1 pseudogene is annotated in these 1,109 nt (G+C 75.3%); it reads right to left on the bottom strand.

Going from position 1 to position 1,109, the window contains the following annotated elements:
• Positions 1-1,109: pseudogene (locus tag J7E68_RS01995) on the bottom strand (hypothetical protein); the annotation flags it as partial.

Raw genomic sequence — 1,109 nt, 5'->3', positions numbered from 1 at the left:
AACCAGGTGCCGACGGCGAGCGCGAGTGCGGCCGGTGCGCCGAGCCACCTCGTGGTGCGCAGCGCCGTGCCTGGGCCGGCTGCCCGCCTGACCCCGCGCCCGGCGAGAAGCAGAGCGGCGGCCCCCGCGGCGCTCAGCCCGGCGCAGGCGAGGAACAGAGTCAGCCCCTGCAGCGAGGGGAGCTCCCAGCCGAGCCCGACGCGGACGCCCTGGAGGGGCCCGGCGGCCGCTGCGAGTGCCGCGGCGACGAGCATCGGGAGCCGCAGCGATCGAAGCCGCCGCACGAGCGATCCGGCGCGCGCCCTGTGCAGCAGCACGTCCGCGATCACCAGCGCCCAGGACGCGGCGAGAAGGCCGCCGACCCGCCAGGCGGCTGCGGCCTGGCCTGCGGGATCCGGGCCCGCGATCGCGACGGACGCGAGCAGCGGAGCGACGGCGGCGAGCAGACCGGCGAAGAAGAGCGCCGTGGCGGGGCGACCCCGGAGCGTGAGCACCAGGGCCACGACAGCCGCCCCGAGGGCGGGCGGGAGCAGGTACGCCTCGAGGAGCTCGATACCGGCGATCCCCCAGATGCACCACAGCGCACCCGTGAAGGCGACTCCGGCCACGGCCCACGCGTATCGGCGGGCCGCGAAGAGCGCGGCGGCCACGGCACCGCTGCCGATGATCACCAGCACCAGCAAGGCCGTGCCGAGTCCGGCGGCCTCGCGTCCGAGAGCCAGCGCCACGGCGGTCACCCCGGTGAGCAGGGCCGGGGCGTGGATGGCGATCCGGGCGGGGTTCGCTGTGGTGATGCCGTGCCCCCTCGCCATGAGCGCCCCGCGCACCAGCGAGGACGATGCCAGGGCGAGCGCCACGACGACCGCCACGACGGGCAGGACGATCGGAGACCCGCTGGATGCGAGCAGTTGCGCACCGAGGCACACGACGACCACGGCGAGCGTGGGAACGAGCAGACCGGCCGCGATCGTGCGCACCGGCAGCGTGAGACCCGGACGGCGGGTGAGCAGCAGGGTCATCGCCAGCACGAACATCAGCCCTGTCGACAGCGCCGTCCAGCCGCTGCGTTCGATGACCACCTGCAGCACCCCGATGCCGAAGGGAACGGC

Origin of the sequence: Microbacterium sp. ISL-103, from assembly GCF_018613995.1 — a bacterium.
In the GTDB taxonomy this organism is placed as follows: Bacteria; Actinomycetota; Actinomycetes; order Actinomycetales; family Microbacteriaceae; genus Microbacterium.
Note: the sequence above shows the minus strand (reverse complement) of the source record. Positions and strands in the feature narration are given on the sequence as shown.